General features: G+C 72.5%; 21 protein-coding genes. 10 read left to right on the top strand and 11 right to left on the bottom strand.

Annotated features, from left to right (window positions below; translation table 11 throughout):
* Positions 1–136: 136 nt before the first annotated feature.
* Positions 137–490, bottom strand: a complete 354-nt coding sequence (locus tag ABD419_RS11305) for an STAS domain-containing protein (protein WP_091053583.1) — start codon at positions 488–490, stop codon at positions 137–139.
* Positions 491–801: 311 nt separating this feature from the next.
* Here ABD419_RS11305 and ABD419_RS11300 point away from each other — a divergent pair, with 311 nt between their 5' ends.
* The 3 genes from ABD419_RS11300 (at position 802) to ABD419_RS11290 (ending at position 4,654) form a co-directional block, all read left to right on the top strand.
* Positions 802–1,521 carry a response regulator transcription factor gene (locus ABD419_RS11300; protein WP_106361950.1) on the top strand — a complete coding sequence of 240 codons (720 nt, stop codon included), beginning with the start codon at positions 802–804 and terminating at the stop codon, positions 1,519–1,521.
* Positions 1,518–3,047, top strand: coding sequence for a sensor histidine kinase (locus ABD419_RS11295; protein ID WP_344486043.1), 1,530 nt, complete (start codon positions 1,518–1,520; stop codon positions 3,045–3,047). Before ABD419_RS11300 ends, ABD419_RS11295 begins: the two co-directional genes overlap by 4 nt.
* Before the next feature lie 155 nt (positions 3,048–3,202).
* Positions 3,203–4,654 carry a S1C family serine protease gene (locus ABD419_RS11290; protein WP_344486040.1) on the top strand — a complete coding sequence of 484 codons (1,452 nt, stop codon included), beginning with the start codon at positions 3,203–3,205 and terminating at the stop codon, positions 4,652–4,654.
* Between the two features lie 69 nt (positions 4,655–4,723).
* On the opposite strand, the gene ABD419_RS11285 is transcribed toward ABD419_RS11290, so the two are convergent.
* The gene (locus ABD419_RS11285; protein WP_344486038.1) at positions 4,724–5,281 is read right to left on the bottom strand and encodes a restriction endonuclease; all 558 of its coding nucleotides are present in this window, start codon (positions 5,279–5,281) and stop codon (positions 4,724–4,726) included.
* Between the two features lie 298 nt (positions 5,282–5,579).
* On the opposite strand from ABD419_RS11285, the gene rsmI reads away from it, so the two are divergent.
* A complete protein-coding gene (gene rsmI, locus ABD419_RS11280) occupies positions 5,580–6,434 on the top strand; it encodes a 16S rRNA (cytidine(1402)-2'-O)-methyltransferase (protein ID WP_344486137.1) in 855 nt (284 codons plus the stop codon).
* A gap of 6 nt (positions 6,435–6,440) precedes the next feature.
* Here the strand turns inward: rsmI and ABD419_RS11275 are convergent, their stop codons facing one another.
* The 4 genes from ABD419_RS11275 to ABD419_RS11260 all read right to left on the bottom strand — a co-directional run bounded on the left by ABD419_RS11275 (position 6,441) and on the right by ABD419_RS11260 (position 9,144).
* Positions 6,441–6,695 (bottom strand): type II toxin-antitoxin system VapC family toxin, encoded by a 255-nt coding sequence (locus ABD419_RS11275; RefSeq protein ID WP_344486036.1) that lies wholly within the window; start codon positions 6,693–6,695, stop codon positions 6,441–6,443.
* Positions 6,696–6,840: 145 nt separating this feature from the next.
* Positions 6,841–7,086, bottom strand: a complete 246-nt coding sequence (locus tag ABD419_RS11270) for a hypothetical protein (protein WP_344486033.1) — start codon at positions 7,084–7,086, stop codon at positions 6,841–6,843.
* 49 nt (positions 7,087–7,135) lie between these two features.
* A complete protein-coding gene (locus tag ABD419_RS11265; RefSeq protein WP_344486030.1) occupies positions 7,136–8,230 on the bottom strand; it encodes an ABC transporter permease in 1,095 nt (364 codons plus the stop codon).
* Positions 8,227–9,144: an ABC transporter ATP-binding protein gene (locus ABD419_RS11260; RefSeq protein WP_344486027.1), complete on the bottom strand. Its 918-nt coding sequence runs from the start codon at positions 9,142–9,144 to the stop codon at positions 8,227–8,229. The genes ABD419_RS11265 and ABD419_RS11260 overlap by 4 nt, the downstream gene beginning before the upstream one ends.
* 146 nt (positions 9,145–9,290) lie before the next feature.
* Here ABD419_RS11260 and ABD419_RS11255 point away from each other — a divergent pair, with 146 nt between their 5' ends.
* The 3 genes from ABD419_RS11255 to ABD419_RS11245 all read left to right on the top strand — a co-directional run bounded on the left by ABD419_RS11255 (position 9,291) and on the right by ABD419_RS11245 (position 14,260).
* Positions 9,291–10,700 (top strand): MFS transporter, encoded by a 1,410-nt coding sequence (locus ABD419_RS11255; RefSeq protein WP_344486024.1) that lies wholly within the window; start codon positions 9,291–9,293, stop codon positions 10,698–10,700.
* A gap of 108 nt (positions 10,701–10,808) precedes the next feature.
* Positions 10,809–12,920 carry a molybdopterin oxidoreductase family protein gene (locus ABD419_RS11250; RefSeq protein WP_425556005.1) on the top strand — a complete coding sequence of 704 codons (2,112 nt, stop codon included), beginning with the start codon at positions 10,809–10,811 and terminating at the stop codon, positions 12,918–12,920.
* A gap of 218 nt (positions 12,921–13,138) precedes the next feature.
* Positions 13,139–14,260: an alpha/beta hydrolase family protein gene (locus ABD419_RS11245; RefSeq protein ID WP_344486021.1), complete on the top strand. Its 1,122-nt coding sequence runs from the start codon at positions 13,139–13,141 to the stop codon at positions 14,258–14,260.
* 285 nt (positions 14,261–14,545) lie between these two features.
* Here the strand turns inward: ABD419_RS11245 and ispH are convergent, their stop codons facing one another.
* The 4 genes from ispH to ABD419_RS11225 all read right to left on the bottom strand — a co-directional run bounded on the left by ispH (position 14,546) and on the right by ABD419_RS11225 (position 18,901).
* Positions 14,546–15,484 carry a 4-hydroxy-3-methylbut-2-enyl diphosphate reductase gene (gene ispH, locus ABD419_RS11240; RefSeq protein WP_344486018.1) on the bottom strand — a complete coding sequence of 313 codons (939 nt, stop codon included), beginning with the start codon at positions 15,482–15,484 and terminating at the stop codon, positions 14,546–14,548.
* Positions 15,481–16,494 (bottom strand): polyprenyl synthetase family protein, encoded by a 1,014-nt coding sequence (locus ABD419_RS11235; protein ID WP_344486015.1) that lies wholly within the window; start codon positions 16,492–16,494, stop codon positions 15,481–15,483. The genes ispH and ABD419_RS11235 overlap by 4 nt, the downstream gene beginning before the upstream one ends.
* 99 nt (positions 16,495–16,593) lie before the next feature.
* Positions 16,594–18,009: a family 2B encapsulin nanocompartment shell protein gene (locus ABD419_RS11230; RefSeq protein WP_344486012.1), complete on the bottom strand. Its 1,416-nt coding sequence runs from the start codon at positions 18,007–18,009 to the stop codon at positions 16,594–16,596.
* Between the two features lie 97 nt (positions 18,010–18,106).
* Positions 18,107–18,901: a bestrophin-like domain gene (locus ABD419_RS11225; RefSeq protein ID WP_344486009.1), complete on the bottom strand. Its 795-nt coding sequence runs from the start codon at positions 18,899–18,901 to the stop codon at positions 18,107–18,109.
* An 89-nt stretch (positions 18,902–18,990) separates the two neighbouring features.
* Here ABD419_RS11225 and ABD419_RS11220 point away from each other — a divergent pair, with 89 nt between their 5' ends.
* Entirely contained in the window at positions 18,991–19,608 is a 618-nt protein-coding gene (locus ABD419_RS11220; RefSeq protein WP_344486006.1) for a hypothetical protein, read from the top strand.
* On the opposite strand, the gene ABD419_RS11215 is transcribed toward ABD419_RS11220, so the two are convergent.
* Complete coding sequence (locus ABD419_RS11215) at positions 19,524–21,851, bottom strand: terpene synthase family protein (protein WP_425556004.1); 2,328 nt, start codon at positions 21,849–21,851, stop codon at positions 19,524–19,526. The two genes, ABD419_RS11220 and ABD419_RS11215, sit on opposite strands and share 85 nt — an antisense overlap.
* 276 nt (positions 21,852–22,127) lie before the next feature.
* On the opposite strand from ABD419_RS11215, the gene ABD419_RS11210 reads away from it, so the two are divergent.
* On the top strand, positions 22,128–23,549 hold the full coding sequence (locus ABD419_RS11210) for an FAD-dependent oxidoreductase (RefSeq protein WP_344486000.1): 1,422 nt from the start codon (positions 22,128–22,130) through the stop codon (positions 23,547–23,549).
* Entirely contained in the window at positions 23,546–26,029 is a 2,484-nt protein-coding gene (nirB, locus tag ABD419_RS11205) for a nitrite reductase large subunit NirB (protein ID WP_344485997.1), read from the top strand. The genes ABD419_RS11210 and nirB overlap by 4 nt, the downstream gene beginning before the upstream one ends.
* Positions 26,030–26,033 lie beyond the last annotated feature (4 nt).

The raw sequence follows: 26,033 nt of genomic DNA, 5'->3' as shown, positions 1-26,033 counted from the left end.
TCTGCGGGGCCGGTCACTCGGACCCGCGCGAACGTGCTGCGCAGCAGGTGGATACGGGTGGAAGTCTGGTTCGCCACACCGGCGTTTCGCGCCCTGCGCGGGCCGGCGGGAACACTGAGGTTGCGGACGGCGGGCCCTAGCCCGCCGCGCTGCGCTCCTTGCCGGAGAACGTCTCGGTGGGCTCCTCCAGGAGCTCCTCGGCGCCGACGACGGTGAAGAGGCGGGTGATGAAGCGGTTGGGGTTGACGACGGCCAGCGCCACGCCCATCTCGCGGGCGATGCGGTAGGCCACCACGATGGTGCCGATGCCGGTGGAGTCGAGGACCGTCACCTTGGCGACGTCGACCCGGATGGCGGTGGCGCCGCCGGCCTCGAGGGCGTTGGTGATCGTCTCGCGGATCTGCGGCGCGGTCGCGTAGTCGACCTCGCCGGCCAGCTCCACGGTCACGACTCCGGCGTCGGTCGTGGCGGTCTCGATTGACAGCGTCATGAACTCACCTGATCCGGTAGGGTTCCCTGCCCGCGCACTCGACGTGCACGGCTGCGACACAAAGTCTATCCGACCGCCGCGGCGGAACACAGCTCGCGCGCGCCCGATTCGCGCAAAGCCACGCACATGTAAGAAAAAGGTCACACGATCGTGATCTGCACCCGTGCGCGCCGTCACCTGCCGCGCCGCGCCGGTCCGGCCCGCCGCGACGGCTTGGCACGCCGGGGGGTCGGGCGTATGCTTCGGAATCACTTGCGACCTGCGGAGCACCGGCCGTCGCGCCGGTCCGCCCCGACCGTGAAGATGAGGCCATGCCGCTTTCGACCAGCCAGCCGAGCGCCGAGACCGAAGCGACCCTCCTGGTCGTGGAGGACGACGAGAACATCTGCGAGCTGCTCGCCACGTCGCTGCGGTACGCCGGGTTCGCCGTCCACGCCGTCGGCTCCGGCGACGAGGCGCTCCGCTCGATCGCGCGCCACCGCCCCGACCTGGTCGTCCTCGACGTGAACCTGCCGGACTTCGACGGCTTCGAGGTGGTGCGGCGGATGCGCTCGGGCTCCGACCACACGCCCGTGCTGTTCCTCACCGCCCGCGACGACACCGCCGACACCGTCACCGGCCTGTCGGTCGGCGGGGACGACTACATCACCAAGCCGTTCGCGCTCGAGGAGGTCGTCGCGCGCATCCGCGCGGTGCTGCGCCGCTCCTCCGGGGAGCTGCCGCGGCCCTCGCGCCTCCAGTACGCCGACCTCGAGCTCGACGAGGAGACCCACGAGGTGTGGCGCGCGGGCAAGGCCGTGCAGCTGTCGCCCACCGAGTTCAAGCTGCTGCGGTACTTCATGATCAACGCCGGGCGGGTCCTGTCGAAGGCGCAGATCCTCGACCACGTGTGGCGCTACGACTTCCGCGGCGACGACGGCATCGTCGAGTCCTACGTCTCCTACCTGCGCCGCAAGATCGACACCGGGGAGCCGAAGCTCATCCAGACCCTCCGCGGGATCGGGTACGTGCTGCGAGAGCAGCATCGTTGAGCACGCCCCGCGTCATGGAAGGCGTCCGCGACAAGTGGGACCGCACCCCGCTGCGGGTGCGGCTCACCGCCGCCGTGCTCGTGCTCGTGGCCGGCTCGCTCATCCTCATCAGCGTCTCCACGATCCTGGCGCTCCACTCCTACTTCCTGGGCACCGTCGACGAGGAGCTGGAGGCGCAGCTCCTCAACTTCAGCCCCGACGTGTTCGACCCCGAGGACATGGAGGACGACGACGGCACGCCCGCGGTCCGGCCCGAGCAGTACGTCTTCTCGATCCTCTACAGCGAGGGCAACCGGTTCGACCGGCCCACCGACCGCCCCGACTACCCGGTGTTCGACTACGACGACCTGGTCGCGGCCGACGGCGAGGCGTTCACGGCGCTCTCGGCCGACGGGACCACCCGGTGGCGGGTCCTGGGCCTGTCCGGCTCGAACGTCGGCACGAACGACCCCGAGTACGACCCCGAGGACCACAACCTCCAGGGTGACGCCTACTACGTGCTGTCGTACAAGCTCGCGCACTTCGACAAGACCGTCGCCGGACTGGTGTGGGTCGACCTGCTCATCGGCGCCGGCGTCCTCGCCGGGCTCGCGGCGATCGGCGTGGGCCTGGTCCGCGCCAGCCTGTCGCCGCTGCGGCAGATCGAGAACACCGCGGCGATGATCGCCGCCGGGAACTACTCGCGGCGCGTCCCCGAGCACGACCCGGCCACCGAGGTCGGGCGCGTCGGCCGGGCCATCAACTCGATGCTCACCAAGGTCGAGAGCGCCCTGCGGGCCCGCGAGTACTCCGAGCAGCGCGCGCACGACTCCGAGGAGCGGATGCGCGAGTTCATCGCCGACGCCTCGCACGAGCTGCGCACGCCGCTCACCAGCGTGCGCGGGTACGCCGAGCTGGTGCGCTCGAACCCGCAGATGCCCGAGGCCGACCGCCAGCACTACATCCGGCAGATCGAGGAGGCCGCCAAGCGCATGGGCCTGCTCGTGGGCGACCTGCTGCACCTCGCCCGCCTCGGGCAGGAGCGGCCGGTCGAGACCGAGCCGGTGGACCTCGCGCCGCTCGCGCACGAGTCGGTCACCGCGCACGCCGTCATGGCCGAGGACCACGAGCTGAGCTTCACGTGCGCCCCCGGGTCGGCCACCGTCGTCGCCGCCGACCGCGCCCGGATGCGGCAGGTCCTCGACAACCTCCTGTCGAACGCGCTCCGGCACACGCCCGCGGGCACGCACGTGCGCGTGGGCCTCGCCTCCGAGGACGGCACGGTCCTCCTCACCGTCGCCGACGACGGGCCCGGCATGGAGCAGGAGACCGCCGACCGGGTCTTCGAGCGGTTCTTCCGCTCCGACGCGGTCGTCCACCCCGGTTCGGGGCTCGGCCTGTCGATCGTCGCGGCCATCGTCAAGGCCCACGGCGGCACCGTCCAGGTCGCCTCGCGGCCCGGCGAGGGCACCGCGTTCACGGTCCGGCTCGCCGCCGAGCCGGCCGACGAGCCCGAGGACGACCCGCAGGCGCCGGACCGATCCTGAGGAACCTCTGAGGTCCACGGCCGCCGACCGCGCCCGCGCGTCCCCGGCCGACCCCGCTGACCAGTGCGCCCGCCTCTGGGCGGGACGCTGATCATTAAAGGGTTTTAAGGCGTTTTCGCAGCGGACCGAGAGCTGGGCCCTGCATGCTGCCTTACATGAGCAACACTGAGAGCACCACGGGCCCCGAGGGGACCGACGAACCCAAGGGCTTTGCAGGGGCGCGGCAGGGCCCCGACGGGGCTCCCCACCTCCCGGCCGCGTCCGACGACGACCCCGGCCAGCCGCTCCCCGAGCGCCGCGAGCCCGAGCCGAGCCTGCCCCCGGCCGCCGCGCCGGCCCCGCATGCCGACCCGCGCCAGGTCCACGCCCCGCACCCGCCGCAGGCCCACCCGGCGCCGGTCCACCCGGCCGCGGCCCACCCGGGCCCGGCCACCGACCAGACCCGCGTCCTGCCCGCCGGCGCCCCCGCGCCCGCCCCGGCCGGCGCGCCGCACATGGCCGCCCCGGCCCCGGGCTGGCAGCCCTCGCAGGTCCCGCCGATGTACCAGGGCCACGGCGCCGCCGTCGCCCCGCCGCGCCGCGGCGGCCGCGGGAAGCTCGTCGCCGGGGCGCTCGCCCTCGCGCTCATCGCGGGCGGCGCCGGCGGCGTGGGCGGCTGGTTCCTCGCCGACCGCGACGGCGGCACCACCGTCGTCGAGTCCGTCTCCATGGACGCCGGCCAGGGCCTCACCTACACCGACATCGTCAACAAGGTCAGCCCCTCGGTCGTCACCATCGTCACCGACTCCGCCGAGGGCTCGGGCGTGGTGTACTCCGACGAGGGCTACATCGTCACCAACAACCACGTCGTGGACGGCGCCCAGACCGTGGAGGTCCGCTTCTCCGACGGCACCACCGCCGACGCCCAGATCATCGCCACCGACTCCACGCAGGACCTCGCCGTCATCCAGGTCTCCGGCGTCGACGACCTCACGCCGATCGCCTTCGGCGACTCCGACTCGATCCAGGTCGGCGACGCCGCCGTCGCCATCGGCTCCCCGCTCGGCCTCGAGGGCACCGTCACCACCGGCATCGTCTCGGCCCTCGACCGGTCCATGACCGTCGCCGGCGAGGAGTCCCAGGGCTTCCAGCAGCAGTCCAGCTCGACGCTCACCGGCCTCATCCAGACCGACGCGGCCATCAACTCCGGGAACTCCGGCGGCGCGCTCGTCAACGGCGACGGCGAGCTCATCGGCATCAACACCGCGATCGCGACCACCGACTCCGGCTCGATCGGCCTCGGCTTCGCGATCCCCTCCAACACCGTCCAGAGCGTCGTCGAGCAGCTCATCGAGGGCGGCTCGGTCGAGCAGGGCTACCTCGGCGTCTCCGTCGCCGACACCGACGGCAACGGCGCGATGGTCCTCAGCGTCGAGGCGGGCTCGCCCGCCGAGACCGCCGGCCTCCAGGAGGGCGACATCATCACCGCCGTCGACGGGAACCCCGTCACCAGCGCCTCCGAGGTGGTCGCCGCGGTCCAGGGCACCGCCTCCGGCACCGAGGTCGCCATCACCTACACGCGGGACGGCCAGGAGGGCAGCACCAGCGCGACCCTCGCGGCCTCCTGACGCGCACCGCACGCGACGCGGCCCCGGGCGAGAGCCCGGGGCCGCGTTCGCATCACTGCTGGGGCGACTCTACTGCGCCGCGCCGGTGCCCGCCTGGATGGCGGCCCGCACCGGGCGCAGCTCGGGCGGCGGCTGGCCCGTGTCGATCCACTCCGCCAGGCGGTCGCGGTCGACGATGAGGACGCCCAGCTGGCGCGCGACGGCCTCGTTGCGCGCGGCGTGGTGCATCCAGTGCAGGTTCGCGTTCGTGATGATGACGCCGGCGTCGCAGTCCCAGCGGGCCTTGATCTCCCCGCCGAGGATCTGCACGTGCCGGTTCCCGTTGCGCCGGCGCAGCTGCTTGTCGTCCTTCTTGGCGCGCACGATGATGCGCTTGCCGTTGGTGAAGGTCACCACGAAGTTGCAGCCGAGGTCGTTCTTGCGGTGGCCGAACTTCTTGACGCGCTTGGCGTCCAGACCGACCAGGAGCTGGCCGACCATCGCGTCGAAGGTCGGCATGTTCATGCGGTCGACGCCCCGCATGATCTCGTGCCGCTCGGCGGTGAGCGCGCGGTCCCGGTGCTCGTGGCCGCGGCTGCGGAAGAGGAACCAGCCCGCGAGTGCGGTGCCCCCCAACAGGATCGCCACCGACGCGAACCATGCCCAATGGTCCGCTATGAATCCCAGAACGTAGTAACCGATGATGAGAGCGGCGAGACCCGCTCCGACTCTGAGGATCACGGACAAGGCGGCCTCCATTGGGTTCAGAGGGCTTGCGGTTAGCGTTATGTCGCCTGTGTTGTGACTATAAGTATCCGTTACCGTTCGCTCACGCGTAAGGGCAATGTCCGGTACCCGACAGCATGACGCGGCAGATTGCATGTGCGGCCCGTCGCGGCGCGATCACCGGCCCGCGCCCCCGGCGCCGTCGGTGGGGGATACTGGCCTGGTGTCGACAACAACTTCGGGCGTTTTGGTGCTTCTCGGTGCGCCCCTGGGAAATCCAGAGGACGCCTCATCACGTCTGCGGACCGAGCTCGGCCTGGCCGACGTCATCGCCGCAGAGGATACCCGGCGGCTCCGCCGGCTGCTCAGTGAGCTGGATGTGGTCCCAGGGGCGCAGATCACCTCGTACTTCGAGGCGAACGAGACCGGGCGCACCGCGGCCCTGCTCGAACAGCTGCACGACGGCAAGCGCGTGGCGGTCATCACCGACGGCGGCATGCCCTCGGTCTCCGACCCCGGCTTCCGGCTCGTGCGCGCCGCGATCGACGCGGGCGTCCCGGTCACCTGCGCGCCCGGCGCGAGCGCGGTGACGACCGCGCTGGCGCTCTCGGGGATGCCGTGCGACCGGTTCTGCTTCGAGGGCTTCGCGCCGCGCAAGGACGGCGAGCGGCGGCGCCTGTTCGGCGAGCTCGCCGAGGAGCGGCGCACGATGGTGTTCTTCGAGTCGCCGCGCCGCGTGGCCGACACCCTGCGCGCCATGGCCGAGGCGCTCGGCGCCGACCGCCCGGCGGCGCTGTGCCGCGAGCTGACCAAGACCCACGAGGAGGTCCGCCGCGGCGGCCTCGGCGACCTCGCCGACGGCGCCGACGCCGACCCGCCGCGCGGCGAGATCACCCTGGTGGTCTCGGGCTGGACCGGCCCCGACGCGAGCGACGCCACCCCCGAGGCGATGGCCGCGGCCGTCGCCGCCCTGGAGGCCGCCGGCGCCGACCGCAAGGCCGCGATGAAGGAGGTCGCGACCCGCTTCGGTACGCCGAAGCGGGTCGTCTACGACGCGGTGATCGAAGCCGGCTGAGCCTGTTCAGTCGTCGAGGGCGGCGACCAGTATCTCGCAGCGAGCCGTACCCGATGCGGCGATTCGGGCATCTGTAGTGAGCAGCGGAGTACTGGTCTGCTCCGCCAGCGCGACATACAGCGCATCGTAGAAGCTGAGGTTCTGACGAAGCTGCCATGCGCGATCGAGTGCGGTCTGATCGGGCTCGACGAGTTCGATTCCGAGATCTAGGAATGCGCCGATGGCCAATTGGGCCTTCTGCGGCTCGATCCGCCGAAGCACATACCGCGTACCGCATGTCCGAATTCGGCGGCGAGATGGGCGGGCGCGATCCAACGCGTATGCATGGACAGCAGCGAACGAATGCGCTCGCTGAGTTTTCCGTCATCCGTGAGAGACCAGACGAGGGCGCTGGAGTCTACGACGATCATGCGAGGCCGCGCCTCGGCGCGTCCTTGGCATCGAGCACGTCCTCTACGGTATAGGTGGACGGGGGCATCGTCTTGAGCTGAGCAGTGATCTCATCGAGCTTGCGGCGGCGCTTCGCCCCGATGGCGAGTTCGTGTACGCGCTCGAGCAGATAGTCCTGGACGGTTTTCTGTTGAGCGTCGGCTTCGGCCTTGATGAGCTCCAGCTCGTCCTCGGGTATGTCATGAAGCATGAGGTCGGACATGAATCAATCGTAACTATCGATTCGTGTCCGCCGGTACCGCGACACGCGCTCACAACTCGTCGAACTTGAAGGTCTTCCATGCGACGAGGCCGACGAGGGCCGCGAAGGCCGCCAGGAAGCCGATCTGCGGGAGGACCGCGGACGGCGGCTGGCCGTAGACCACGACCGACTGGAGCGCCTCGTTGAGGTAGCGCATCGGCGAGGCGTACGAGAGCCACTGGACCCACTGCGGCGAGAGCGCGAGCGGGTAGAACGCGCCCGAGACGAACGCCATCGGCATCGTCACCAGGTTGCTCAGCCCCGCCGCGGCCGGGCTCGTCTGGGCGATCCCGCCGATGACCACGCCGATCGCGAGGAACGCGAACGTGCCCAGCAGCACCAGCGGCGCCGCGAACCACGTCCACGCCGACAGCCGCAGCCCGAAGGCCAGGGCCGCCACCGCGAGGAACACCGCGGTCTGGGCGATCGCGACCACGAGGTTCACCGAGACCTTCGCGCCCAGGAACGTCTGCACCGACGCCGGCGTCAGCCGCAGCCGCCGCAGCAGCTTGTCGCGCTTCCAGTCCACGATCGTGCCGGCCGCGCCGAACACGCCCGCGATCGCCACGCCCCACGCCAGGATGCCCGGCGCCAGGTACTGGATCGGCTGGAGCGCGCCGCCGTCGGCCTCCTCCACGTCGGTCCGGAGCACCGGCTCGCCGGGCGCCGCCGCCGAGAGGACCTCGAGGTTCACGTCGTCGATCAGCGCCGAGAGCCGCCCCTGGGCGATCGCGCCCGCGGTGGAGCTCGTCGGCGACGGGTAGATCCGCACCGTGTCGCCGTCCTGGACGACCGCGGCGTCCGCGTCGCCGTCGCGGAGCATCGCCAGCGCCGCGTCGAGGTCGGACGCCGCGGCGACGTCGAACTCGTCGGGGTCGGCTCCGTCGAGGACCGCGACACCGCCGACCGCGACGATCCGCGAGGCCGCGGTGTCGCCGGAGCCGAACACGCTCGCGAGCAGCACCATGAACATGAGCGGCAGGAGCATCGTGAAGAAGATCTGGCTGCGGTCGCGGAGCCATCCGCGGCCGAGGGCCTTGAACAGGCTCAGGAACGCCCGTCCGCGCGTGCCGTGCTGCACCTCGCGCTCCGCCGTCGCGGTCATCCGCGCCACTCCCGTCCGGTCACGTGCAGGAATACGTCCTCGAGGTTCGCGGTGCGCACGGCCAGGCCCTCCAGGGCTCCGTCGGACGCGAGCGCGGTGAGGAGCTTGCGCGGGTCGCGGGTCTCGAACACGACGGCGGCGTCGCCGCCGGTCACGGTCTCGCCCGCGGCGAGCTCCTCGATGCGGGCGTCGCTGAGCTGCCCGGAGGCGACGGTGACGCGGGTGGGGGCGTCGAGGGCCCGGACGAACCCGGCGGGGGAGTCGACGGCCTTGATGCGCCCGGCGTCCATGATGGCGACCCGGTCGCAGAGCGCCTCGGCCTCCTCCATGTAGTGGGTCGTCAGCACCACGGTGCGGCCCTCGGCGTTGACGGCGCGCATGAGGTCCCAGAGGTTGCGGCGCGCCTGCGGGTCGAGGGCGGCGGTCGGCTCGTCGAGGAACACCAGCTCGGGGTCGCCGACGAGCGCGCACGCGAGGGACAGCCGCTGCTGCTGGCCGCCGGAGAGCTTCTCGCAGCGCACGTCGGCGTGCTCGCCGAGGCCCACGGTCTCCAGCATGTCGCCGGCGCGGGTCTTCGAGGCCCCGTACAGCTCGGCGAACGTCTCGATCTGCTCGCGCGCGGTCAGGAACTCGAAGAACGCGGAGGCCTGGAGCTGCACGCCGAGGCGGCGGGTGAGGTCGGGGGAGTGCGGCCACGGCGACCGCCCCAGCAGGCGCACCTCGCCGGAGTCGGGGCGGCGCAGGCCCTCGACGATCTCCAGCGTGGTGGTCTTCCCCGCCCCGTTGGGGCCGAGGATGCCGAAGAACTCGCCGCGTTCGACGCGGAAGCTCACGCCGTCGACCGCGCGGACCTCGCCGGTCCGGCGGCCGCGGTAGGTCTTGCGGAGGTCGGCGACCTCGATGGCGGCGTCCATACAGGCGAATCTAGAGGATCGGGCGATGTGACCGGGTTCTCGGCCCCACCCGTTCACACCGTCCGTAACAGGACCGTGAGCCGAACTTCACGGGGCCGGTACGGACGCCGCACGTCCAGGCAACGCCGCTCGCGGAGGGTGGCCCCATGACTTCGACACTGACGCCCCCGGCCGCGAAGGCCGCCCCCCGCAGAGGCTGGATCAGCGACTGGCGCCCCGACGACGAGGGCTTCTGGCAGTCGACCGGCCGCAGGACCGCCCGCCGCAACCTGGTCTGGTCGGTGCTCGCCGAGCACCTCGGCTTCTCGGTGTGGACGATGTTCAGCATCATCACCCCGTTCCTGGCCGCGTCGGGCTACGACTTCAGCGTCAGCCAGCTGTTCTGGCTCACCGCCGTGCCGAACCTGGTCGGCGCGTTCCTGCGCATCCCCTACACCGCGGCCGTGGCCGTGTTCGGCGGCCGCAACTGGACGATGATCTCCGCGGGCCTGCTGGTGATCCCGACCGGGCTGCTCGCCTACTGCGTGATGAACCCGGGGACGCCGTACTGGATGTTCGTCGTCGCCGGCGTCACGGCCGGGTTCGGCGGCGGGAACTTCGCCTCGTCGATGGCGAACATCTCCTACTTCTACCCGGAGCGCCACCGCGGCTCCGCGCTCGGCGTCAACGCCGCGGGCGGCAACATCGGCGTCGCCGCCGTCCAGTTCTTCGGGCCGCTCGTCATCGGCGCCGCGATCCTGGGGACCTCCCAGGGCAGCAACGACGCCGGGAAGCCGTTCTACCTGCACAACGTGCCGCTGCTGTGGCTGCTCCTGGCCGTGTTCGCCGCGTTCATGGCCTGGCGGGCCATGGACAACCTCGCGGTCTCGCGCACCTCGATCCGCGAGCAGCTGCCCGCGCTGGGCCGCCGCCACACCTGGATCATGAGCGTCCTCTACATCGGGACGTTCGGCTCGTTCATCGGCTACTCGTTCGCGTTCCCGCTGGTCATCAAGCTCGCGTTCCCCGAGTTCAGCGCCATCTGGATCGCCGCGCTCGGCCCGCTCGTCGGCTCCCTGGTCCGCCCGATCGGCGGCTGGTTCGCCGACCGCCTCGCCGGCGCCCCCATCACCTCCGGCGCGTTCGTCCTCATGGCCGCCGGCGCGATGGGCGCGATCTGGGGGATCAACGCGGGGTCGTTCCCGCTGTTCTTCGCCGCGTTCATGGTCCTGTTCGTCGCCAGCGGCATCGCGAACGGCTCCACGTACCGGTCCATCCCGGCGATCTTCCAGGCCGAGGCCGCCGCCGCGGCCGGAGGCAAGGCAAGCGAGGCCGAGGTCCTCCAGGCGAAGAAGATCACCGCCGCCGCGCTCGGCTGGATCTCCGCGATCGGCGCGTTCGGCGGGTTCCTCATCAACCAGGGCTTCCGCATCGCGAACGAGACGACCGGCTCGGTGGTCCCCGCGATGTGGGCGTTCGTCGGCGCGTACGCGTTCTTCCTGGTCCTCAACTGGTGGTGCTACCAGCGGACCGTCCTCGTCGCGAAGGCCCCGAGCCTCGCCTACGCGAAGGTCTGACCCCCGGCCCCGGCCCGCAATCACCGCCCCGCGGTGATTGCGGGCCACTTAGCATTCCCGAAACATCGCCCTCGCGGCACCGAAACGACCCCTGGGCACACTCGCCCCATGGCCAGCACCCGACGCCCCGCGCAGCCGCCCGCTCCGCCCGCCACCGCGGACCCGAGCGGCGCCGCCGGGAAGGACCCCGCGCGCACCAGGCTCCCCGTGCTCCGCAGCGCCGACACGCACTGCCCCTACTGCGCCCTCCAGTGCGGCATGCGGCTCGAGGAGGACGCCGACGGGACCGTCACCGCGGCCCCCCGCGGCGGCGGCATGTGCAAGAAGGGCTGGACCTCGCCCGAGCTCCTCGACCACCCCGACCGGATCACCGAGCCGCTCCTGCACGGCGAGCCCGTCTCCTGGGAGACCGCCCTCGACCACGTCGCCGCGCGCGTCCGCCGGGTCCAGGCCGAGCACGGGAAGGACGCCGTCGGCGTCTTCGGCGGCGGCGGCCTCACCAACGAGAAGGTCTACCAGCTCGGCAAGTGGTCCCGGCTCGCGCTGGGCACCAAGCACATCGACTACAACGGCCGGTTCTGCATGTCGTCGGCGGCCGCGGCCCTCAACCGCTCCTTCGGGATCGACCGCGGCCTCCCCTTCCCCGCCGAGGACCTCAAGGACGCCGAGGTCGTCGTCCTCGTCGGCGCGAACCCCGCCGAGACCATGCCGCCGTTCATGCGGTACCTCACCGGCGCGGAGCTCGTCGTCGTCGACCCGCGGCGCACCGCCACCGCCGAGGCCGCCCAGCTCCACCTCCAGCCCGCCCCCGGCACCGACCTCGCGCTGGCGAACGGCCTGCTGCACATCGCGATCGAGCAGGGCTACCTCGACCGCGACTACATCGCCGCGCACACCACCGGGTTCGACGAGGTCCGCCAGACCGCCGCCGGGTACTGGCCCGCGTTCGTCGAGCGGATCACCGGCGTGTCCGTCCCCGACCTGTACGCCGCCGCGCGGCTCATCGCCGGGAAGCGGACCGCGATCCTCACCGCGCGCGGCTCCGAGCAGCACGCCAAGGGCGTCGACACCGTCACCGCCTGGATCAACCTCGCCCTCGCGCTCGGGCTCCCCGGCCGGCCCTCCTCCGGGTACGGGTGCCTCACCGGCCAGGGCAACGGCCAGGGCGGGCGCGAGCACGGCCAGAAGGCCGACCAGCTCCCCGGCTACCGGATGATCACCGACCCCGCCGCGCGCGAGCACGTCGCCGCCGTGTGGGGCGTCGACCCCGAGACCCTCCCCGGTCCGGGCGTCTCCGCCGTCGAGCTGCTCCGCAAGTGCGGCGACGAGGTCCGGATGCTGTTCGTCCTCGGCTCCAACCCGGTCGTGTCCGCGCCGCGCGCGGCCCGGATCGCCGACCGGCTCAAGGACCTCGACTGCCTCGTCTCCCTCGACTTCGTCATGTCCGAGACCGCGAAGCTCGCCGAGGTCGTCCTCCCGGTCACCCAGTGGGCCGAGGAGGACGGCACCATGACCAACCTCGAAGGCCGCGTCATCCGCCGCCGCTCCCTGCGGCCCGCGCCCGGCGGCGTCCGCTCCGACCTGTGGATCATGAAGGAGCTCGCCGCCCGCCTCGACGCCCCCGGCGCGTACTCCACCGACCCCGAGGCGATCTTCGCGGAGCTCGGCCGCGCCTCCGCGGGCGGCAAGGCCGACTACTCCGGGCTCTCCTACGACCGCCTCGAGGAGCGGACCTTCCAGTGGCCCGTGCCCGCCCCCGACCACGACGGCACCCCCCGCATGTTCACCGACCTCGTGTTCCCCACCCCCGACGGGCGCGCCCGCTTCATCGCCGTCGACCACCGCCACCCCGCCGAGCGGCGCGACGCCGTCTACCCGCTGTACCTGACGACCGGCCGCATCCTCACCCAGTACCAGTCCGGCGCCCAGACCCGCCGCATCGGCTCCCTCGACGGCGAGCAGTTCCTCCAGATCCACCCCGACACCGCGGTCCGCCACGGCGTCGCCGACGGCGACCTCGTCCGCGTCACCTCCCGCCGCGGCTCCTACACCGCGCCCGCGCGGCTCAGCGCCGACATCCGGCCCGACACCGTCTTCAGCCCCTTCCACTTCCCCGGCGCCGCGAACGCGAACGCCGCCGTCTCCGACGTCCTCGACCCCGTCAGCCGCATGCCCGAGTTCAAGGTCTGCGCCGTCAAGATCGCCCCCGCGCCCCGGTAGTACGCCGCGCCGGACCCGACCTGAACCGGCGGGTCCGGCCGCGCACCGCGGCCCCGGACCTGACGTCCGACAGGGTTCCGGGCCGTGAAAGATCGGTCTTCGGACGGAGGCCCTTCGGTCGAAAGACCCATGCGGGACAAGCACTCCGGCTCCTACGGTTGAACGGCGGCCGGGCTTCCCCGCCCGGCCGACCACCGCACCCGAACAGGAACCGAGCCTTGCACCGACACCTCGAACGCGCACTCCTCGCCGCCACCGCGCTGGCCGTCACGGGCGCCCTCACCGCCTCCGCCGCGAACGCCGAGACGACCGGAGCGGACGCCGCCGCACCGGTCCTCGAAGTCCCCGCGCCCGGCGGCGGGTCCGCCACCGGGACCACCCGGCTCCACCTCGTCGACGAGGACCGCGAGGACCCGTGGGTCCCCGGCACGGACCGGGAGCTCATGGTCACCATGTGGTATCCGACCGCCGAGACCGACGGGCCGACCGCCCCCTACATGACCGCCGAGGAGTCGGCGCTGTTCGGCGCCCAGCTCCAGGTCCCCGCCGACCTCCTCGCCCAGGTCCAGACCAACTCGGTGCTCGACGCCGAACCGCTCGCCGACGACGGCGCGCTGCCGCTGGTGGTCCTCTCGCCCGGCTTCTCGTTCCCGCGCGCCACCCTCACCGGCCTCGCCGAGGAGCTCGCGAGCAACGGCTACGCCGTGGCCGCCGTGGGCCACAACTACGAAGCCCCGATCACCTTCCCCGACGGCCGCACCACCGAATGCCTCGCCTGCGTCGAGCAGGACGTCGACACCGTCGCCCGCACCCGCGGCGACGACCTGTCGTTCGTGCTCGACGAGCTCACCGGCGACGACGCCGCCTGGGAGGACGCGGGCGTCATCGACGCTGGCCGCGTCGCCGTCGGCGGGCACTCCATCGGCGGGGCCGGCAGCCACCGCGCCATGGTCGCCGACGACCGCTTCGACGCCGGGTTCAACCTCGACGGCACCTTCTTCGCGCTCGACCCCCGCAAGCTCGACCGGCCGTTCATGATGGTCGGCGCCGAAGTCCACGGCCAGCCCGGCGAGGACGACTCCTGGGGCAAGGCGTGGAAGAAGCTGTGCGGCTGGAAGCGGTGGATCACCGTCGACGGCACGACCCACAGCTCCCTGACCGACTTCGGCCCGCTCGGCGAGCAGGCCGGACTCAACCTCGACGAGCTCGACGGCTTCCGCTCCGACGAGATCGCCCGCGCCCTCGTCGTCGGATTCGTCGACGCGCACCTGCGCGGCGAGTCCGCACCGGTCCTCGACCCGAGCGGCGACTGGCCCGAGCTCCAGTTCCACAAGTACTAGCGCGACAACGGGGAGGCGGCCCGAGCAACGGGGCGCGCCGCCTCCCGGCGGTGCCGCGAGCGGCCGGGGAGCCCGGCCGAAGGATCGACTGCGCCGCGAGCGCAGCCGGCGCCGGAGCGGAAGCGCCCGGAGCATCGGCCGCATCCGGCAGCACGAGCGCAGGCGGCGACGCCACCGGAACCGAAGACCCGCAAGGGAAACCAGAACGCCCGGCCGCGCATCGCGCGCCCGGGCGACCTCATGCCCGCAGGCCCCACCGCGCCCGGAGGCGCGGCCGCCGCAAGATCACGACCCCCGGAGCCGCTGGGGGAGCAGGAACTCCTGCGTCTCCTCCGCCACGGGCCGCTCGACCACCTCGATCGGGCCGGCCGCGGCGATCACCGCCACCACCTCGTCCACCAGCCGCGGCGGCGCCGACGCGCCCGCCGTCACCGCGACCACCGCCGCGCCCTCCAGCCAGGACGGGTCCACCGCGGCCGCGTCCTCGACCAGATGCGCCGCGACGCCGTTCGCCGCCGCGAGCTCCACCAGCCGGTTCGAGTTCGACGAGTTCGCCGACCCGACCACCAGCACCAGGTCGGCCTCGCCGACCACCGCCGCGACCGCCGCCTGGCGGTTGCTCGTGGCGTAGCAGATGTCCTCGGCCCCTTGGCCCCTGACGTGCGGGAACCGCTGCCGCAGGGCCGCCGCGATGTCCTCCACCTCGGCCACCGACAGCGTCGTCTGGCTCAGGTACGTCACCCGCTCCTCGTCCTCGACCCGCACCGACGCGGCCGCCGCGGCGCTCGGCACCAGGACCGTCCGGCCCGGGGCCACGCCCATCGTCCCGACGACCTCCTCGTGCCCCTCGTGTCCGATGAGGAGCACCGTGTCGCCCGCGTCCGCGGCGCGCTTCGCCTCCGCGTGCACCTTCGCGACCAGCGGGCACGTCGCGTCGACCGCGTCCAGCCCCCGCCGCGCGGCCTCCGCCTCCACCGCCGGGGCCACCCCGTGCGCGCTGAAGACCACCAGCGCGTGCTCGGGGACCTCGTCGAGCTCCCCGACGAACACCGCGCCCCGCGACTCCAGGTCCGCGACCACGTGCGCGTTGTGGACGATCTGGTTGCGCACGTAGACCGGCGGTCCGTGCCGCTCCAGCAGGCGCTCCACGATCTCGATGGCGCGCTCCACGCCCGCGCAGAACGACCGCGGCGACGGCAGCAGGACCCGGCGGACCGCGGTCACCACACCCTGCCGACGGTGCTCGCCGCCAGGCTCGTGAGCGCCTCCACGGCCTCGCCGTGCAGCCGCCGGTCCGCGAGCCCGCCCGCGGCCGCCGACGTCAGGGACTCGGCGGCGCGCTGGCTCGCGACCCGGCCGCCGCAGGACTCCACCAGGTCGGCGGCGCGGCGCAGGCCCTGCTCGTCCAGGGGCCCGTCGGCGCGGTAGAGCCGCGCCAGCTCGGCCGCGTCGGCGTGACCCGAGCCGAGGGCCGCGGTCACCGGCAGGGACTTCTTGCGGTTGCGCAGGTCCGAGTACACGGCCTTCCCGGTGACGGCCGGGTCGCCCCAGATCCCGAGCAGGTCGTCGACGTGCTGGAACGCGAGGCCGAGCCGGAACCCGAAGTCCCGCAGCGCCTCCACCTGCTCGGGGGTGCCGCCGCCGAACAGGGCCCCGAGCGCGGTCGCGCAGCCCATGAGCGACGCGGTCTTCGCCTCGCTCATCGCCACGCACTCGGCGAGGTCCACGTGGTCGCGGTCCTCGAACCGGGTGTCGGCGAGCTGGCCCTCGATGAGGGCGCGCACGGTCTGCGCGAGCATCCCCGCGCCGGCCGCGGCGCGGTCGCCCCCGGCCTCGGCGATGACCTCGAACGCGAGCGCGTGGAGCGCGTCGCCGACGAGGATCGCGTCGTTGACGCCGTAGACCTTCCACGCGGTCGCGCGGTGCCGGCGCAGGCCGTCGCGGTCGATGATGTCGTCGTGGACGAGGGAGAAGTTGTGGACCATCTCCACCGCGACCGCGGCCGGCACGGCGGCCCGCCAGTCGCCCGAGACGGTCTTGGCGGCCAGGAGCGTCAGGAGCGGGCGCAGGGCCTTCCCCGAGTTGGCCTCGACCGGGGCGCCGGCCTCGTCGGTCCATCCGAAGTGGTAGGCCGCGATCCGGGCGGCCGGCCCGGGGAGCCTGCCCGCGGCGGCGCGGAGCCCGGCGTCGATCGCCTCGCGCTCGGCGGTGAACTGGTCGGTCAGGACGGTCATGCGGGGGCCTCCCTCTCGATGGCGTCCGGGGCGTCTCGCGCGCCCCGGGTTCGGGCCCGGGCGGCCGCGGCGGTGCGGACCGCGGCCGCCCGGGACTGGCTAGCGTCCGATCTCGACGTGCTCGAGGATGCCGAGCGCGTCGGGCACGAGCACCGCCACCGAGAAGTAGGCGCTCACCAGGTACGACATGACGGCCTTCTCGTCGATCCCCATGAAGCGCACCGACAGTCCGGGCTCGTACTCGTCGGGCAGGCCGGTCTGGTGCAGGCCCACCACGCCCTGGTTGTCCTCGCCGAGGCGCATCGCCAGGATCGAGGTGGTGCCCGCGGAGGTGATCGGGATCTTGTTGCACGGCAGGACCGGCACCCCGCGCCACGCCACGGCCTCGCCGCCCTGGAAGCTCGTCAGCGGCGGGTACAGGCCGCGCTTGTTCAGCTCGCGGCCGAACGCGGCGATCGCCTTCGGGTGCGCGAGGATCACGCGGGTGTCGCGGCGGCGCGAGACGAGCTCGTCGAGGTCGTCCGGCGTCGGCGGGCCCGAGCGGGTCGGGATGCGCTGGTTGAGCGCGGCGTTGTGCAGGAGCCCGAACTCCCGGTTGTTGATCATCTGGTCCTCCTGCTGCTCGCGGAGGGCCTCCACGGTGAGGCGGAGCTGCTGCTCCATCTGGTTCATCGGCTGGTTGTAGAGGTCGGCGACGCGCGTGTGGACGCGCAGGACCGTCTGGGCCACCGCCAGCTCGTACTCCCGCGGCGCGAGCTCGTAGTCCACGAACGTCGTCGGCAGGTCCGGCTCGCCGGTGTGGCCCGCGGCGATGTCGATCGCGGACTCGCCGTGCTTGTTCGTCTTCGCCGAGCGCCCGGCCCGGAACCGGGCCAGGTGCGCCCCGAGCGACGGGATGCGGTCGACGAGCTCGGCGACCGCGGCGGCCGGGAGCGTCAGCACCGTGACCGGGGTCGCGGCGATGACGTCGTGGTCCCACGCGGGTGCGGTCTCGGTGAGGACCTCGTCGCCGAAGTGGTCGCCGTCGACCAGGACGCCCATGGAGAACCGGTCGCCGAACTTGCCCTCGCCGAACTGCTCCACGCGGCCGTGCGCGATGAGGTGCAGGCCGTCGATCGGCACCCCCTGCTGCGCCAGGTGCTCCCCGGCGCGGATCTCGCGCTGCTCGAAGCGGTCGGCGAGCGCGGCCAGCACCTCCTCGTCGTCGATGCCGCGCAGGTGCGCGATCTCGCCGAGCTCGGTCGGGATGACGCGGACGGCGTCGCCCTCGGTGCTGAACTCCACGCGGCCGTCGCCGACGGTGTGGGTCAGGCGCCGGTTGACCCGGTACGCCCCGCCCTGGGTCTGCACCCACGGGAGCACCTTGAGGAGCCACCGGGAGGTGATCTCCTGCATCTGCGGGACGGACTTGGTGGTGGTGGCGAGGTTGCGGGCGGCGGCGGTGCTCAGGCTGGTCTGGGGCTGGGGGTGCTGTCCGTTGGAGGTCTGCTGGGGGACGACGACGGAGTCGGTCATGCGAACACGTCCTTCTTGCTACGAGGTCTCACTTCGAGGCAGTCAAGTCTCGAAGAGCATCATATTGCCGTTGAGGTCGAAAACCTCAATAAATCACTCAAAAGAGTTCATCGTGTGCATAGTTCGCATCGATGTAGTCGAAGCGCTCCACCGCGGTCTCGTACGCCACCGGGTCGGTCGCCCCGCTCCGGCTGAACGGGTACTCCAGCTGGTACGTGGCGAACAGCATCAGCGCCACCATCCCGGAGATGAGCCCCACCAGCACGTACTGGTACTTCCGGGTCGGCGTCCCCAGCGTCAGCATCACCGCGAACACCAGGATCGCGCCGGGCACCAGCACCGTCCACATCGCCGCGCTCAGGCCCCGCTGCGCCTGCAGCAGCCGGTCGGTGCGCGACTCGGTGATCGCCAGGACCCCGTCCTCCGCGGCCGTCAGCCGCGCCTGGACCACGTCGTCGTCCGTCTGCGCCCCCGCCACCGGCGCGCGCATCGCGTCGAGCAGGATCAGCCCCTCCGAGGAGACCGGCTCCTGGTCGCGCATCGCCGGCCACTCCTCCTCGATGACCTCCTCGGTGTAGGCCCGCACGGCCTCCCGCACCTCGTCGCGCTGGTCGGGTTCGAGCGCGGCGGCCGCCCAGTACACGTCGACGAGCTCGTTCGCCTCGCGGAAGGTCACCTGCCCGGCCTCCTCCTTGTTCTCCCACGCGGTGATGAGGACGAACGCGAGGACGATCGCGTACAGGACCGTCAGGAGCTCGAAGATCGTCGTCCCGAGCTCGTTGTTGTGGGCGCGGTCCGTCGGCGGGGCGAACCGCTGGAGCAGCGCGATGACCACGCAGGCCGCCGCTACGACCGTAAGGGTGAACAGGAGTCCCTGGAGCCAGATGGCCATTGATCTCACCAGACTTCGTAAAGCAGAATAAAGAGTATGAACCGTGATGAACAACGCAGAAGATTGTGGTGGGATACGTGCGCCGCCTAGTGGCTTTGGTCATTGCGGCCGGGGCCCTGACCGTCTCCTCCGGCCTCGCGCTGGCCTCGGGCGCCGGACCCGAGGCCGAGGCCGCGGAGACCGAGCCCGAGCACGGGGCGGTCGGCGTGGAGCTGCTGCTCACGATCTGCATCGAGCTCCCCATCATCGACCTCCCCGACCTGCCGCCACTGCTGGAGTGCCCCACGACGCCCCCGCCCTCCCCGTCGCCGGAACCGCCGGAGCCGACCTCGGCCCCGGAGGAGCCGGCGCCGACCTCGGCGGTGGAGTCGCCGCCTCCGCCGCCGCCGTCCCCCGAGCCGGAGCCGACGGAGCCGGCCCCGTCCGAGCCGGTCGCGACGCCCGCCGCGCCCGAGCCGGAACCGCCCGCCCCCGCCCCGGCGAGCGAGGAGCCGACCACGCCCGAGGCGACCCCGTCCAGCGCCGCCCCGCCGCCGCCGGACCCCGGCCCGCTGCCCGACGGGCTCGCGGTCGAGGACGCGGCGGTGGTCGCGGAGGAGCCGGACGAGGACTCCTCGGTCCTTCAGAAGCGCATGGCCGCAGCGGTGTTCGCGTTCGTCGCCGCGCTGGGCGCCGGGTCCGCGTTCTCCGGCCGGGCCGGCAGGTAGTCGCGCCACGAGGGCGGTCCCGGGACCCGGTACTCCGCCGGCACCGGGGCCCCCTCGGGCCCGGACGGCCGGGGCCGCCCGACCCCGTGGGCCGCGGTCGAGCCCGGCCCCGCCGACGCGAGCGGGCGCAGGTTGTCCTCGCGGTAGCGGTCGGTGCCGTCCAGGTGCCACTTGTGGATCGCCGCGATCCAGTGCTTCAGGTCGGTCACGTACGACGCGAGCGCGGCCTGCGCGTCGGCGTCGAGGCCGTGCTCGGCGACCAGGCCGGGCAGGTCGTTCGCCTCGACCATCCGGAACTGCTCGATGCGGGCGTTCGCGAGGTCCGCGGCGATCCGCGCCGCCTCGTCGCGGCCGACCCCGAGGTACTCCTCGATGACGACGACGCCGTTGAGCAGCTGCCCCTCGTACTCGATCTCCTTCTGGTACGAGCACACGTCGTTGAGCAGGCACACGGCGTCCATCGCGGCGGCCTCCATCCACTCCAGCGGCCGCGACCGCCAGACCGCGTCGGGGACGGTGCGGCCGTGCCGCAGCCGCGCCAGCGACATCGTGAGGTCCGAGCCGAACGAGTCGCGGCGCAGCTCCACGTAGTCGACCGGGTCGGGCACGCGGTTCTGCGCCTCGGCGTGGACCTCGCGCACCCAGCCTTCGAGCATCTGCTCCACGGCCCGCCGGAACTCGGCGCGGGCGCGGTCCTCGAACCCGGCGGCGGTGCGCCGCCACAGGTCGGCGAGGCCGAGCTCGACCGGGTTGGCCGCGGCGGGCGCCGGGCCGAGGTCGAGCGGCATGCACGCCATGAGCCGGCGGTGCTGCGCGACGGCGGCGGCGACGCTCCTACCGCGGCCGAACACCGCGGGGTAGTAGTCGTCGCCGTAGGTGCCCCAGGCGAGCCAGTCGGCGGAGGCGTTCAGCTCCTCGGCGGTGCCGTCCGGGTCGATCCCGGCGGAGCACAGCGCGAAGTCGAAGCCCTCGAACCGCCTCCGGTCCCACAGCCCCGAGCCCGGCAGGGCCGGGTCCGGCGCGAGGAAGCCCATCGCGGCGGCCCACTCGGTGCCGTGGCGGCGGGCCGCGTCGAGGTGCGGGTTGAGCCGCAGCTCGAACGGCTGGTGGAACACCGGCATCGGCGTCGGTCCGACGACGCGGAACGGCGCGCGCGAGTGCTGCTTGAGCGCCGAGGCCGCGATGCGCGCCTGCGAGGTGCCGATCCCGTTGGGGCCGCCGAGGACCCGCTCCGCGGCGTCGTTCATGTACCGGCTGGAGCGCATGTGCCACTCGTGGCCGCCGGCCTGCCAGTCCTGGAGTCCCTTGGCGTACAGGCCGATCGCGGCCTGCTCGGGCGGCGCGACCCCTTCGGCCGCGCACAGCACCGGGACCTCGGTGAGCGCGGTGTGCTCGAACTGGTGCAGCCGCGAGGTCAGGATGTCGTTGACGAGCTCGGCGGCGGGCTGGGTGTCCAGGCCCAGGAACCGCTCGAAGACGAGGACCGCGTTCGCGTGCTCGCCCTCGTCGGTCACCTCCCGCTCGTAGCTGAACAGGTCGTTGCGCAGGTGGACGGCGTCGGAGAAGGTGTCGCGCAGGACCTCCAGGGGCCGCGACGCGGCGACCTTCGCGGGGACCTCGGCGCCCACGGCGTACTCGACCAGGCCCGCCGACCACGGGGCGCCGCCGACCTTGCGGCGCATCTCGATGTACTCGATCGGGTTGGCGACGCGGTCGGAGGTGATGTTGTCGAGCTCCCACAGGGACTCGAACAGCAGGTTCACCGTGGACGCCAGGAACCGCTCGCGCCAGCCCGCCGACATCGCCGGCGCGGTGCGCCGCCACAGGTCGTGCAGGCCCAGCTCCACCGGGTTCTCCGGCTCCGGCGGCTCGCCGAGGTCCAGGGGCATGAACAGGGGGATGCGGTCGAGGTACGCCTTCGCGCCCGCCTTGTCGCGGGTGCGCTTGAAAGCGTCGAGGAAGTGGTCGTCGAAGAAGAAGACCCACACGTACCAGTCGGTGACGAGGTCGAGCGCGGGCGCGTCGCAGTCGGGGTGCGTGTACGCGCACAGCAGCCCGTAGTCGTGCCGGTCGAGCTCGGCCAGGTCCCAGACCACGCCGCCGCCCTCGGCCGGCGCGTCGAGCATGCCCATCGTCTTCGCCCACGCGCGCGCGTGCACCCGCGCGCCCTCCACGTGGGGATTCAGGCGCGCCGGATGCGGCAGGTAGAACGTCGGCAACACGAACGGGTGATTTTTTGACATAGCGCTCCCTATCGGCGAAACCGGTGGAATGCAGGCGGCTCCACTGTAAGGGTTCCCGGGCCCGGCCGCTACCCCCAGTCGGGTGCCGTGCACGAGCTGTCGAGTCGCGGCGGCGGGGGCGTGCGGACTACTTAGCACACGCGAAACATTGGCCGCTCGATCGCGAAACAGGCCCGGGCGAACCTAGACGCCAGTCGGGGGCTGACAGCGTCGTCGCTCCGACGGCGCGGCCCGGGGCCGCGTCCGCAGTCAGCCCAGCACCTGGAGGTCCAGCGCGTGAAGGTCGCCATCGTCGGCTACGGCATGGCCGGGGCCCGCATCGCCCGCGAGCTCGGGCGCCGCGGCGTCGACGTCACCGTGTTCGGCGCCGAGTCCGAGGCCGCGTACAACCGCATCCTGCTCTCGAGCATGATCGCGGGCAAGCAGACCGAGGCCGAGATCGCCCTGCCGGTCCCGCCCGACCACGTCGAGCTGCGGCTCGGCGAGACCGTCGAGTCCGTCGACCTCGACGCGAAGACCGTCAACGGGGTCCCGTTCGACAAGCTCGTGCTCGCCACCGGCGCGGAGGCGTTCGTCCCCCCGATCCCGGGCCTGGCCCCGCTCCCGACCGGTGCGTACGTGCTGCGGACCATCGAGGACGCCCGCTCGATCCTCGACGAGGCCGCCAACCGCGCCTCCGCGATCGTCCTCGGCGGGGGCCTCCTCGGCCTGGAGTCCGCCCGCGGACTCGCCAAGCGCGGCATGGACGTCACCGTGGTCCACGCCGCTGGCCACCTCATGGACCGCCAGCTCGACCCGCTCGGCGCGCGGGTCCTCGCCGACTCCTACGCCGAGGTCGGCGTCGACGCCGTCGTCGACGCGCAGACCACCCGCGTCATCCACGGCGACGACGGCCTCACCCTCGTCCTCGCCGACGGGCGCACCGTCACCGGGCAGCTCCTGGTCGTCTCCTGCGGCATCCGCCCGAACACGGACCTGGCCCGCGCCATGGGGATCGAGTGCGGGCGCGGGGTCGTCATCGACGACCAGTGCCGCACCTCCAGCCCCGACGTGTTCGCGGTCGGCGACTGCGCCGAGCACCGCGGCGTCCCGTACGGGCTCGTCGGCCCCGCGTGGGAGCAGGCCGACGTCGTCGTCGACCTCCTCTCCGGCGTCAACCCCGACGCCGCCTACGAGGGCTCGCGCCTCGTCACCCGCCTCAAGGCCTCCGGCATCGAGCTGGCGGCGATGGGCGAGGTCGAGGGCGACGAGGTCGTCTCCTTCGCCGACCCGGCGCGCGGCACGTACGCGCGCCTGGTCATCGACGCCGAGGGCCGGCTCGCGGGCGCGGTCATGCTCGGCGACAACCCCATGGTGGGCCAGGTGGTCCAGTTGTTCGACACCGGCGACCCGGTGCCGCACGACCGCCGCACCCTCCTCATGGGCCGCCCCGGCGAGTCCGTCTCGGTGGCTCCCGAAACGCCGGCGTCCATGCCCGACGAGGTCGTGGTCTGCCGCTGCAACAACGTCACGAAGCGGGAGCTGAGCGACGCGTTCTTCGAGGGCGCGCGCACTCCCGAGGCCCTGTCCGACGCCACGCAGGCCTCCACCGGCTGCGGGACCTGCACCGACGACGTCGCCGGACTCTGCAAGTGGCTGAACAGCACCGTAGCCGGCCTCGGCCGGGCCGCGGAACAACTCGATGAGGTGTCAGCATGAGCAAACTCGTAGTCATCGGCGACGGCATGGTCGGGCGCCGCTTCCTGGAGGCGGTCACCCAGCGCGACCCCTCCTGGGACGTCACGGTCCTGTGCGAGGAGCCCCGCCCGGCCTACGACCGGGTGCGCCTGTCGGCGTTCTTCGACGGCGTCAGCGCCGAGGAGCTCTCCCTCGCCTCCGACCTGCCCGGCGTCGAGGTCCGCCTCGGCGAGGCCGCCGCCGAGGTCGACCGCGCCGCGAAGACGGTCCGCTCCGCCTCCGGCGAGTACCCGTACGACAAGCTCGTGTTCGCGACCGGCTCGTACGCGTTCGTGCCCCCGGTCGAGGGCAAGGACCTCCCCGGCGTGTTCGTGTACCGGACCATCGAGGACCTCGAGCGCATCAAGGCCCACTCCGCGGGGCGGCGCCACGGCACCGTCATCGGCGGCGGCCTCCTCGGCCTGGAGGCGGCCAACGCCCTGAAGCTGCTGGGCCTGGAGGTCCAGATCGTCGAGTTCGCGCCGTGGCTCATGGCCCGCCAGCTCGACGAGGCCGGCGGCGGGGTCCTCAAGCAGCACATCGAGTCCCTCGGGATCGGCGTCGACTGCGGCACCGGCGGCACCCGCATCGAGGCCGTCGACGGCCGCCTGCGCATGGACACCAACCGCGAGGGCGTCTCCTACGACACCGACCTCATCATCTTCGCCGCGGGCGTGCGCCCCCGCGACCAGCTCGCCCGCGACTGCGGGATCGAGGTCGGCGAGCGCGGCGGCATCGTCACCGACCTCTCCTGCGCCACTTCGGACCCCGACGTGTACGCCATCGGCGAGGTCGCGGCCGTGGAGGGCGTCTGCTACGGGCTCGTGGCCCCCGGCTACGCGATGGCCGAGGTCGTCGCCGACCGCCTCGCCGGCGGCGAGGCGACCTTCCCCGGCGCCGACATGTCGACCAAGCTCAAGCTCCTCGGCGTCGACGTCGCCCAGTTCGGCGCGTTCGACGGCCCGCTCGCCACCACCTACCTCGACCCCGCGAACGGCACCTACGCGAAGCTCGTCCTCTCCGACGACGCCCAGACCCTGCTGGGCGGCATGCTGGTCGGCGACGCCGAGCCCTACCCGCTGCTGCGCGCCAGCGTCGGCGGGAAGGTCCCCGGGACGCTCGCCGACCTCCTCGGCGGCGGCGAGGTCGAGGGCGCCCTCCCCGACGGCGCGCAGGTCTGCTCCTGCAACGCCGTCACCAAGGGCGAGATCATGGGCGCCATCCACGAGGGCTGCCACGACGTCGCGGAACTCAAGACCTGCACCAAGGCCGGCACCTCCTGCGGCTCGTGCATCCCCATGCTCAAGCAGCTCCTCGCCGAAGGCGGCGTCGCGGTCTCCAAGGCCGTGTGCGAGCACTTCACGCAGTCCCGGGCCGAGCTGTTCGACATCGTCAAGGTCACCGGCATCACGACCTTCTCCGAGCTCATCGCCCGCCACGGCGCCGGCACCGGCTGCGACCTGTGCAAGCCCACCGTGGCGTCGATCCTCGCGAGCCTCTCCAACGGCCACATCCTCGACGGCGAGCAGGCCGCGCTCCAGGACACCAACGACCACTTCCTCGCCAACATGCAGCGCAACGGCACCTACTCGGTCGTCCCGCGCATCCCCGGCGGCGAGATCACGCCGGACAAGCTCATCGTCATCGGCCAGGTCGCCAAGGAGTTCGACCTCTACACCAAGATCACTGGCGGCCAGCGCATCGACATGTTCGGCGCGCGCGTGGAGGACCTGCCGAAGATCTGGCGCAAGCTCGTGGACGCGGGCTTCGAGTCCGGCCACGCCTACGGCAAGTCCCTGCGCACCGTCAAGTCCTGCGTCGGCACCGACTGGTGCCGGTACGGCGTCCAGGACTCGGTGAAGATGGCCATCGACCTCGAACTGCGCTACCGGGGCCTGCGGTCCCCGCACAAGCTCAAGTCCGCCGTCTCCGGCTGCGCGCGCGAGTGCGCCGAGGCCCGGAGCAAGGACTTCGGGGTCATCGCCACCGAGCACGGCTGGAACCTGTACGTCGGCGGCAACGGCGGCTTCACGCCCCGCCACGCCGACCTCCTCCTGTCCGATGTGGACTCCGAGACGCTGGTCCGCACCATCGACCGGTTCCTCATGTTCTACATCTCCACCGCCGACCGGCTCCAGCGCACCTCCAAGTGGGTCGAGGCCCTCGACGGCGGCCTCGACTACCTCCGCGAGGTGGTCGTCGACGACCGGCTCGGGATCTGCGAGGACCTCGACGCCATGATGGCCAAGCACGTCGAGACCTACGCCGACGAGTGGAAGGGCGTCATCGACGACCCCGAGAAGCTCCAGCGGTTCGTCTCCTTCGTCAACGCCCCCGAGACCCCGGACCCCTCGATCGAGTTCGAGGAGGTCCGCGGCCAGAAGTTCCCGGCCGGGAGCACCGAGCGCTCGCGACCGGTCCTGCTCGGCACGCCCGTCATCCGCTCGTCCCAAGGGAAGTGATCCG

The sequence above is a fragment of the Glycomyces endophyticus genome (genome assembly GCF_039531525.1).
Taxonomy (GTDB): domain Bacteria; phylum Actinomycetota; class Actinomycetes; order Mycobacteriales; family Micromonosporaceae; genus Glycomyces; species Glycomyces endophyticus.
The sequence above is the reverse complement of the archived record's forward strand: the minus strand, read 5'-3'. Positions and strand labels throughout refer to the sequence as shown.

Excerpts from the sequence above, each read along its gene's own strand:
- ABD419_RS11305 (WP_091053583.1), bottom strand. The coding sequence starts at position 490 with ATGACGCTGTCAATCGAGACCGCCACGACCGACGCCGGAGTCGTGACC.
- ABD419_RS11300 (WP_106361950.1), top strand. The coding sequence starts at position 802 with ATGCCGCTTTCGACCAGCCAGCCGAGCGCCGAGACCGAAGCGACCCTC.
- ABD419_RS11290 (WP_344486040.1), top strand. The coding sequence starts at position 3,203 with ATGAGCAACACTGAGAGCACCACGGGCCCCGAGGGGACCGACGAACCC.
- ABD419_RS11270 (WP_344486033.1), bottom strand. The coding sequence starts at position 7,086 with ATGTCCGACCTCATGCTTCATGACATACCCGAGGACGAGCTGGAGCTC.
- ABD419_RS11265 (WP_344486030.1), bottom strand. The coding sequence starts at position 8,230 with ATGACCGCGACGGCGGAGCGCGAGGTGCAGCACGGCACGCGCGGACGG.
- ABD419_RS11260 (WP_344486027.1), bottom strand. The coding sequence starts at position 9,144 with ATGGACGCCGCCATCGAGGTCGCCGACCTCCGCAAGACCTACCGCGGC.
- ABD419_RS11255 (WP_344486024.1), top strand. The coding sequence starts at position 9,291 with ATGACTTCGACACTGACGCCCCCGGCCGCGAAGGCCGCCCCCCGCAGA.
- ABD419_RS11250 (WP_425556005.1), top strand. The coding sequence starts at position 10,809 with ATGGCCAGCACCCGACGCCCCGCGCAGCCGCCCGCTCCGCCCGCCACC.
- ABD419_RS11235 (WP_344486015.1), bottom strand. The coding sequence starts at position 16,494 with ATGACCGTCCTGACCGACCAGTTCACCGCCGAGCGCGAGGCGATCGAC.
- ABD419_RS11230 (WP_344486012.1), bottom strand. The coding sequence starts at position 18,009 with ATGACCGACTCCGTCGTCGTCCCCCAGCAGACCTCCAACGGACAGCAC.
- ABD419_RS11225 (WP_344486009.1), bottom strand. The coding sequence starts at position 18,901 with ATGGCCATCTGGCTCCAGGGACTCCTGTTCACCCTTACGGTCGTAGCG.
- ABD419_RS11215 (WP_425556004.1), bottom strand. The coding sequence starts at position 21,851 with ATGTCAAAAAATCACCCGTTCGTGTTGCCGACGTTCTACCTGCCGCAT.
- nirB (WP_344485997.1), top strand. The coding sequence starts at position 23,546 with ATGAGCAAACTCGTAGTCATCGGCGACGGCATGGTCGGGCGCCGCTTC.